This is a genomic window from Shimia abyssi (genome assembly GCF_003014475.1).
GTDB classification, from domain to species: Bacteria; Pseudomonadota; Alphaproteobacteria; order Rhodobacterales; family Rhodobacteraceae; genus Shimia; species Shimia abyssi.
Map to the genome: position 1 here is coordinate 1 of NZ_PYGJ01000034.1, position 9,250 is coordinate 9,250.

Here is a 9,250-nt window from a genome sequence, read left to right on the forward strand (position 1 = left end):
ATCGCCGCTGTCAGAGTCGTCTTACCGTGGTCAACGTGGCCAATCGTGCCAATGTTGCAGTGCGGTTTGGAACGTTCAAACTTTTCCTTTGCCATCTCGGGCGCCTTCTAGAAGTTGGGGGGCCAAAACACAGCCCGTTTATCTCTACCGCGCGCGACATATTGGGTTGCGCGACAAAAATCAAGAAGGGTTTCGTGTTATCTAAGTGCGTCCAACTGCCGTTGCCGCTCTTCCTGCTCTTCCTGCGTGTCTTTCCAGCAATCTGCAAGCACATCCTCAGGCACATTCTCGACCAGACATTTTGCATTTTCCGCCAGCCACTTTTCTATTTCTCGCGCCGCGTTGTGTGTCAGATTCTCCATCTGCTCTTCCGGGCTAAGTGTGTATCCAGTTCCAACCAGTGTGCCGCCTGACAGCGATTCCAGCACGATGATCTGGCGCGGCTCATCATTGAATTTACCTCCGGCCCGATCATCCCACGCGGTGATATTGAAAATCAGGGCTGATTTCGGGGAAAACAGGATTGGCACTCCGGGCTGGGCCAGCACATAACCGTTAATGTTTACCCCAAAATGGACAACGCGGTCACCGTCATACCGACCAAAGCGCGCGTCAATTTCGTCTTTCATCGACGCGATCCACTGCTCTTTGGGCATTTCACGCGACAAGGGGCCTTTTTGAATGTCCGGAGCCACAACAATATTGTGCCCCAACTTAAAGTCCCCCAGATCACGCACCGGTGAATCGTCAGGATCAGTGGGAACTGCGCATGCCGCCAAAGCCCAGAGAGTCGTGAGTGCCAACATCAAGCGTTTCATGTTTTTCTGCCCTGCCTCAAATTCCTGAAACCGATAGCCCAACAAATACGTAGGTTCAATGATAGCCTTCCATCTTGGCAGCGATGCCTTATCTTTGTGACAAAGGAGCGCTGATGTCATCGTCCGACCTTCCAGTTCACGCCGCGCTGGCAACCCAGCCGCTGGGCCTTTGGGGCTCGTTAAGGGCCGCCCGCAGCAATCTGTTAACAATTCTTCCGGAAATCGCCGTGCGCCAACCTATGGTATCGGGGCGCACCGGCCTGCGATGGCACATGGTGATGGACCCCGGCGCAATCCGACGCATATTGCTGGAAAAGGTTGACGATTACCCCAAATCCAACGCGACCAAGAACATCCTGCGCCCGGCAATTGGCGACAGCCTCTTTATTGCAGAGGATGCGCACTGGCGCTGGCAGCGCCGAACTGCGGCACCGGTGTTCTCACATCGAAACGTTATGAACCTTGCACCGGTCATGTCCACGGCGGCCGAGCGCTCTGCTGACCGGATTGGATTGGCGGGTGAACGTGGTATCGACTTGCTCGATGAAATGGTTCGCACGACGTTTGATGTCATCTCAGATGTCACGTTTTCTGGCCAAGACACATTTGACAGTGACGGAGTGCACCGCGCAATCGATGCGTATATCGGCGAAGCTGGCAAAATATCCCTTTTTGACATGCTGGGTCTTCCAGACTGGATTCCACGACCCGGTCGGTTGCTGTCTGGCAAAGCGGTTGGGCAGATGAAAAAGGTGGCCGACGAAGCCATCGAAGCACGCCGCCTGAGGGGCGCAAGTGACATCCCTGATCTGCTGGACCTTCTCCTCGCGGGTGAAGATCCCGAGACAAAACGTCAGATGAACACCTCGGAGTTGCGCGACAACCTGCTGACGTTCATCGTCGCAGGTCACGAAACGACAGCCCTCACCCTTGCCTGGTCGCTTTACTTGTGTGCCTTTGACAAGACGGTACAGGAACAGGCCCGAAACGAGGTGCGTTCTGTACTCTCCGGCCGTACGGCAGCAGGCGAAGACGTAGACAACCTGCCCTATATCCGCCAGATCGTCGACGAAGCCTTGAGACTTTATCCCCCGGCGGGAATAATCTCGCGAACGGCACAGCGGCACGACACGCTTTGCGCGCGCGAAGTCCGACCCGGGGATACCGTGATGATCCCAATCTATGCGTTGCATCGCAACCATATGCTTTGGGAGGAGCCAGACGCATTTCGCCCCGACCGGTTTGCGGACCGCAAGGCAGTGGACCGCTACGCGTATCTTCCGTTTGGCGATGGGCCACGTATTTGTATCGGGGCCAGTTTTGCAATTCAGGAAGCGGTGATCATTTTGGCCACGCTACTTGCGCGCTTCGACTTTGACCTCGTGTCGGGCCGCGCGCCAGATCCGGTCATGATCCTGACGTTACGACCCAACACAGGCGTCTGGCTCACTGCGAAACCTCTATAGCCATGCGCTCCCGCCCCTTTGGGTTGGGCATGGCTCAGCAAAGCTGAGCCTGAAGGAGCTCGCCTCTTGCTGTCGGGATCAAATGGGCAACGCAAGTCGCCTATGGTTAACGGCATATGTTGCGAAGCGCCTGCCAGGCCGTGTCACCCAGAATCGGCCGCACCTGCATATCCGTCTGGATCGCCCGATGTGCAGCATCAATGCGATCGCCAAGACTGGGATGGCTTACAAAATGCGCGACAATCCCGTCATTGTCTCCAAACCGCTTGCGGAACCCCTCAAACATGTCACCCAGCGCCGCAGGTGACACACCTGCCTTACTCAGCATCTCGTGCGCGAAACTGTCCGCCGTGCTTTCGGCTGACTGGCTATAATTTGCTTGAATAAGCTGTTCAGTGAGGAAAAGCACCAACGCCCCGCCCGCAAAATCACCAAACAAAAGCCCCAAGACGCCGATTGATCCCGCCGAACGCAACGCGTGCCGTGTCGCATCCCGCCCAACAACATGACCAACCTCATGCGCGATCACCGCAGCAAGCGCCTCAGGTGTTTCAGCCGCCTGAATGAGCCCGTCAACAAGAACAATATGCCCCCCCGGCAATGCAAACGCGTTAATCATTTTTTGATCCAAAACATGCACGTCCAGCGGCGTTGCCAATTCATAGCCCGCCGTCAACCGAGCCGTCATTTTGTCTAACGCCGCGCGCCCTTCTGGGGCATCGCACAGCGCCAATTGGCCAACCCCTGTGCCATCCAACGAAGACCGCACCCGTTCCAACGTTGCATCTCCCAGCGCTTTTTCTCCAGCCGGAGGAATGAATGTCGCCAGTTGATCCGCCATACGCGGCACCAGAACCAGAATAATCAGCGCAACAGACGCCAAAGCCGCGTTTGCCCATGTCGCAATACGCCAACGTGACACCTTCACCACCGGCTTGCGCAATTCAGGGCAACGCACGGCAATCCGCGATTCATCTGTCATCAACCTCTCAAGCGGCGCGCCGGGCCACATTAGGACCAAATCACCTTGCTCGGCCTGATCCGGAACGGCCCGAATCTCGGCCAAAGGCCATCGTACCTCTGTGTTCCCCCACGCGATCACCAGCTCTGCACGGGTTTCGTCTATGCTCAACCGCACCGCATGAGCTTGGGCGCTTTGCCCGTCAAAAAAGGCGCCCAGCGCACCCAATTGCGCCGGTTTGCGTCCAACTCTCACGATTGTGGAGGTGATCGATTTCATATCGCCGCTCCCACGTCCAACGCCTCTGCAAACCCTTCCGCTTCGGCGAACTCATCTCTTGGGCGTTGTTGCACTTGACCCATCGCATCTGCGCCAATCACGCTCAGCGTATCGGCATAAAGACGCCACAGCGGCATGGTCACAAACGCCTGCCGCAACGCAGACCACATCAAAAACATCGCGAAATAGGACAGTCCGCCAACGACGGGTGCTGCCCACACAGGCATGCCAGCCAGGATCTCCTGAACAGCCCCCATACTGCCACCCGAAGCTTCAAAAACAATCAAACCCGCCAAAGCGATCGGAACCAATGCCACCGAAGACACAATCCCGGCGATCCCATAACCCACAACATAAATCCGAAATACAGTTCGTGTCCTCGGCTCCGCCACAAGCCCCATGTTTGCAGCCCGCTTGGCATTTGCCAGCAGCCGCTTGGCCTGAACCTGATAGTGCACCAACCCGATCAACGACCAAACCGCGAGCACCGCTCCAGCCGCCATTTCCCCCCCTTTGAAACGCTCGCTATAGCCAACCCAAATCATTAACCCGGCCAAACCCACTCCCGGAAACACAACGTTCAAAAACGGCCGGAACAACATCGTCCATCGGCCACCCTGCTCCATCCTGACCGTACCAAACCACGTTCGATCCGTGACATACTTCTCCAACCAGAACGTCTTTAACGGCCACAACATGCCAGCGCTCAGGATCGTCACGATCCACAGTGCCAACGCCCGCCCAACATACCCCCACGCCCCCGGCGCAAGGCCAAAGCGAACGCCTCGCCACCGCGTGCGCGCCAACACATATCGACGCGCTCGGTAACGCGCATAAAACCAAAACGGGATCACTCCGGCAAAGCTCAGGATGTAGGCGGGGTATTCTCCTTGAAACAAAGAGAAACTGGCGAACATCAACAACAGGTTCACAACACCGATATAGAACGCCAGAAACACCACGGCGATCAGAAACCCCAGCACCTTTTCCAGCGGGTCACCCACATATTCCAATGGAATGCCGCCAATACGAACACTGGACCAATACCAGCGCCGCAACCGTGTTTTCATCCAGAAACGGTACATGCCAACGGTCAGCAAAGTGTACACGCCAAACCGAAGCGCCATCCAGAAAACCCGCCCGCGACGACCGACAAATGCGCCTTGGACCTGCCCGCTAGCCAACGGTGTTTTCTTTGCCTGCGTAGCGTCCTTTGCTTCCCGCGCGACGTTCCACGGTGTCGGCGCATTGTCGCTCTCGACTGATCCTTCAGTATTGCTCAAACTCAGCCCCAAAACGAAAAAACCGCCCCCGAGGTACGGGAACGGTTTTAACCTAGCACTGTTCTTGACGTGACGAGAACTTGTAATCGCGTGGGAAACCATAGGGGGCTTTCTTGCCCACCCCGGCCCGTTTCCCCAACCACTCGGTCAAATCAGGTTCGTGGCGGGTTTTACCGCCACCCATGCTCCAGCTTAGGCCATCATCCCATGCAAATGTCGTGATATCACTCAACCCGCCATCAAGCTCAAGCGTACCCTGGCGGCCCCGCGCCATGTTATACTTTTGCAACCTCACACCCTTGCCGCGTCCCATCTCAGGAAGTTCGCTGACAGGGAACACCAGGAACCGGCCATTCTTGGACACGACGGCGACATGATCACCCACCACAGGTTTACAGATCACAGCCTTCACTTCGTCCTTAACGTTCAACGCCTGCTTGCCGGTTCGCGTCTGTGCAATCACATCTTTTTCGGCAACGATGAACCCGTCCCCGGCACTTGACGCAACCAGCATCTTGCGCTCGGGCTGATGCACAAAAATGTCCACAATCTCGGCTTCGTTGGGCAGGTCAACCATTAGGCGCAGCGGCTCGCCCATACCACGCCCACCGGGAAGATTGGCAGCGCTAACTGTATAGAACCGCCCGTTTGTCCCAAATACCAAAAGACGATCCGTCGTTTCGGCATGGAACGTAAAGCGTGGCCCATCGCCATCCTTGAACTTCAGCTCTCGGCCCAGATCGATGTGCCCGGACATCGCCCGCACCCAACCCATCTGAGAACATACAACTGTAATTGGCTCGCGATCGATCATCGCCTCCAGCGGAACCTCTTCGACCTCGCCTGCCTCGGCAAAAACAGAACGCCGCACGCCGCCATCAAAGTCCTTGCCAAAAACTTTTTTGGTTTCTCTCAACTGGTCGACGATCTTGCTCCACTGCAAATCGTCACTTTCCAAAAGATCTTCCAGCCCCGCGCGCTCTTCCATCAAAGCGTCGCGCTCTCGAACAAGTTCAAGCTCTTCCAAACGCCGCAACGACCTCAACCGCATATTCAGAATTGCTTCGGCCTGAACTTCACTCAGCTCACCGTCACCTTTGGCAGGTAATGGTGATGCATAATCATGCTCTGATGTGGCCCGTACGTGGTCGATACCCCAATCCTCGGCCATCAACGCTTGTTTTGGTGCATCATCGTATCGGATGATATCAATCACGCGGTCCAGATTGAGGAAGGCAATGATAAACCCTTCCAAGACTTCCAAACGGTGATCGATCTTCTCCATCCGGTGCTTTGAACGCCGGACAAGCACCTCGCGTCGGAAATCCAGAAATGCCCTCAGCACTTCCTTCATCGAACACACCTTGGGCGTGACCCCGTCGATCAGCACATTCATGTTCAAGCTGAACCGCACTTCAAGATCAGAACTGCGGAACAACATCCCCATTAGGATATCCGGTTCCACATTCTTAGAGCGCGGTTCAAGGATCAGCCGAATATCGTCTGCGCTCTCGTCACGCACATCACCAAGGATTGGCACCTTCTTGGTTTGGATCAATTCGGCCAGTTTCTCGATCAGCTTCGATTTCTGAACCTGATACGGAATCTCCGTGACAACTATTTGCCACTGACCCCTTCCGAGTTCTTCCATCTCCCACTTGCAACGAAGCCGAAATGACCCCCGCCCGGTGCGATAGGCCTGCGCAATGCTGTCACGCGGTTCAACAATCACGCCGCCGGTCGGGAAATCAGGACCAGGCACATAGTTCAGCAATGTATCATCACGCACATCTGGCGTCTTGATCATGTGAATGCACGCGTCACACAGTTCTGAAATATTATGCGGCGGAATGTTCGTCGCCATGCCCACTGCGATACCGCTTGCGCCATTGGCCAACAGGTTCGGAAACTCCGCCGGCAACACAACAGGTTCGGTGATCCGACCATCATAGTTGTCGCGAAAATCAACTGAGTTTTCGTCCAAACCGTTCAACAACGCCTCGGCCACAAAGGTCATTCGCGCTTCGGTGTATCGGCTCGCCGCCGGGTTATCCCCGTCGATATTACCAAAATTCCCCTGCCCGTCGACCAACGGATATCGCACGTTGAAATCTTGTGCCAAACGCGCCATTGCGTCATAAATCGCAGCATCCCCATGGGGGTGGAAATCCCCCATCGTGTCACCGGAAATCTTCGCCGATTTCAGAAACTTCCCATTGGACGCCAGTTTAAGACGGTTCATGGCATAGAGAATCCGTCGATGCACCGGCTTCAGCCCGTCCCGCGCATCAGGCAAAGCCCGGTGCATAATCGTGCTCAGCGCATATGTCAGATAGCGCTCGCCAATTGCGCGTCGCAAAGGTTCCGTAATGTCAGGCAAAGGCTGGTCATCGTCGTCGATCAAATCAGTCATACCGTGGTGATACCGATTGCCTGCAACCGGGTAAAGCGGATGCGGCTGGCATAAACGTGAAAATTTTCTTTCTGCCCCAAGCCCAGCCATCGTGTTATAGTGTGAGTCGTTCTAAAGGCTTTTATTATCAATTCTTTGCTGTGTTCGGGGTGATTGTGGTGTCTCGTTTTGTTTTTCTAAGCTTCGCATTTTTGGGCTGGGCATTTTATGAGCTCAGCGGCGGCGATGAGTTCGAGCCGCCAAGCCGAACGACGCACTCGCCCAGTGTATCAAACAGACCTGAAACTCAACCGACACCGTTTGCGAGGAACACCAACATTGTTCTCGCCTCCAGTGCAGCTGAAATCCCCTTGCCGCCCCGTCAGAAAAACACGGGGTCCAATGCGGTTCCCACAGTCCAACGGGATCTCTCAAAACTGCTGGGAACGCCCGCACCATCATCAAACACCCCTACTGCTCTCGAACCCTCCTCGCAAAAACGCGCGAGTGCGGCTCCAGCAGAACCGCAAGTTGCCCGCGATGTCCGAATTGTTCGAAGCGCCCGTGTAAATCTGCGCGGTGGACCAGGCACTCGTTATAGTGTTCTTGGGAAACTCTCTCGCGGCGACGAGGTGCTGGTATTGCGCGAGCCCGGCAACGGTTGGGTCAAGTTAAAGGTTGCCGAAACCGGTCGCATTGGCTGGATGTCTGCAAGCCTTCTGCGTCACAAAAGGAGTGGCTTTTAGCTCCTAAAATTCCCACCCCAAATCTGACCGAATACATTTTTCACCTAATAATGATCGCCGCACTGCGACCCCGCGTACCTCACATTACGGTTCAGTTTTAACACGCGACCGACTAAATCAACACAACTGCAGTTGATAGGAGCAGAATCATGGCAGACGATCCTTTATTCTGGGTGGCCGCCGCCTGTGCATTTGGCGTGCTAGCGATCTTGATGGTTGGCATTGGTGGGTTTGCCAAAGGCGGCGAGTTCAACAAAAAACATGGAAACAGGCTCATGCGTTGGCGCATCGCGGCTCAGTTTCTAGCCGTTGTCGTTATTCTGCTCTTTGCCTGGCTGCGTACCGGAGGCTAACCACATGGTCGTTCTAAACAAAATATACACTCGCACCGGCGACAAAGGGTCAACCGCGCTTGGCAACGGGGATCGTGTCGCCAAATACGACCCGCGCGTTACCGCATACGGCACCTCTGACGAGCTCAATTCCACTCTTGGCATGGCCCGCCTTTATGCGACTGGCGAAATGGACAATCAGCTCGCAGCGATCCAGAACGATTTGTTCGATTTGGGCGCGGATCTATGCCGGCCCGATATTGCCGCTGATGCGACTGCCGAATACCCGCCGTTGCGGATGGTCGCCGCTCAGGTTGACCGGCTCGAATCCGAAATTGATTTGATGAATGATCTGCTAGCGCCTTTGCGCAGCTTTATTTTGCCCGGCGGTTCGGCACTTGCCGCACATCTCCACCTTTGCCGCACGGTCGCGCGCCGCGCGGAACGTTTGACCGTGGAACTCTCGCAAAGCGAAGAGGTCAATCCTCATGTCACGACTTACCTCAATCGTCTCAGCGACTGGTTCTTCGTGGCCGCGCGCATCGCCAACGAAAATGGCGAAAAGGATGTTTTGTGGGTTCCTGGTGCCAATAGATAAATGCGCGCCCAACTGCGACAATCTTTCCGTAAGGGCGAATCACCTTTCGAAGCGCTTCACAAAAAAGAGATGTTTGCGCTACCTAGCAGTCAAGTGGCTCCGGATCCGTGTCGTCTTTGCGCAAAGCCAAAATTTTCTTTTCGCAATCACTGCCTTAAAATATCGAAACGCGACGTCCTTGCCCCAAAACATGACGATTTTCCTCTGTTTCGGATGACCATGAACCGGTATCAACGCTCCGAGAGCATTCAATCGGGTCGAGCATCGGCTCGAGCAAACAAAGGAGTTATCCGCCCATGAAGGTCTTGGTACCTGTCAAGCGCGTGATTGATTACAACGTGAAGGTTCGTGTTAAAGCGGACGGGAGCGGAGTTG

General features: G+C 55.3%; 9 protein-coding genes and 1 pseudogene. 5 read left to right on the forward strand and 5 right to left on the reverse strand.

What is annotated here, in order from left to right; translation table 11 throughout:
• Positions 1-95 (reverse strand): GTP-binding protein (locus tag CLV88_RS22555; protein WP_131822069.1); only part of this gene is annotated, 95 nt, incomplete at its 3' end.
• Between the two features lie 102 nt (positions 96-197).
• Entirely contained in the window at positions 198-938 is a 741-nt protein-coding gene (locus CLV88_RS22560) for a hypothetical protein (protein WP_106610667.1), read from the reverse strand.
• On the opposite strand from CLV88_RS22560, the gene CLV88_RS22565 reads away from it, so the two are divergent.
• A complete protein-coding gene (locus CLV88_RS22565) occupies positions 932-2,284 on the forward strand; it encodes a cytochrome P450 (RefSeq protein ID WP_106610668.1) in 1,353 nt (450 codons plus the stop codon). The two genes, CLV88_RS22560 and CLV88_RS22565, sit on opposite strands and share 7 nt — an antisense overlap.
• A gap of 106 nt (positions 2,285-2,390) precedes the next feature.
• Here the strand turns inward: CLV88_RS22565 and CLV88_RS22570 are convergent, their stop codons facing one another.
• From CLV88_RS22570 to CLV88_RS22580, 3 genes are read right to left on the reverse strand one after another with little or no spacing between them, the layout of a single operon-like run.
• Complete coding sequence (locus CLV88_RS22570) at positions 2,391-3,524, reverse strand: M48 family metallopeptidase (protein WP_106610669.1); 1,134 nt, start codon at positions 3,522-3,524, stop codon at positions 2,391-2,393.
• A complete protein-coding gene (locus CLV88_RS22575; RefSeq protein ID WP_243403765.1) occupies positions 3,521-4,807 on the reverse strand; it encodes a DUF898 family protein in 1,287 nt (428 codons plus the stop codon). Before CLV88_RS22575 ends, CLV88_RS22570 begins: the two co-directional genes overlap by 4 nt.
• Positions 4,808-4,859: 52 nt before the next feature.
• Positions 4,860-7,220 (reverse strand): DNA topoisomerase IV subunit A, encoded by a 2,361-nt coding sequence (locus tag CLV88_RS22580; RefSeq protein ID WP_106610671.1) that lies wholly within the window; start codon positions 7,218-7,220, stop codon positions 4,860-4,862.
• Positions 7,221-7,276: 56 nt separating this feature from the next.
• Here CLV88_RS22580 and CLV88_RS22585 point away from each other — a divergent pair, with 56 nt between their 5' ends.
• From CLV88_RS22585 to CLV88_RS22600, 4 genes and pseudogenes are all read left to right on the forward strand, one after another.
• Positions 7,277-7,945 carry an SH3 domain-containing protein gene (locus CLV88_RS22585; RefSeq protein WP_106610672.1) on the forward strand — a complete coding sequence of 223 codons (669 nt, stop codon included), beginning with the start codon at positions 7,277-7,279 and terminating at the stop codon, positions 7,943-7,945.
• A 149-nt stretch (positions 7,946-8,094) separates the two neighbouring features.
• Entirely contained in the window at positions 8,095-8,298 is a 204-nt protein-coding gene (locus CLV88_RS22590) for a twin transmembrane helix small protein (protein ID WP_106610673.1), read from the forward strand.
• Positions 8,299-8,302: 4 nt separating this feature from the next.
• Entirely contained in the window at positions 8,303-8,875 is a 573-nt protein-coding gene (locus tag CLV88_RS22595; protein WP_106610674.1) for a cob(I)yrinic acid a,c-diamide adenosyltransferase, read from the forward strand.
• A gap of 296 nt (positions 8,876-9,171) precedes the next feature.
• A pseudogene (locus CLV88_RS22600) lies at positions 9,172-9,250 on the forward strand (electron transfer flavoprotein subunit beta/FixA family protein); the annotation flags it as partial.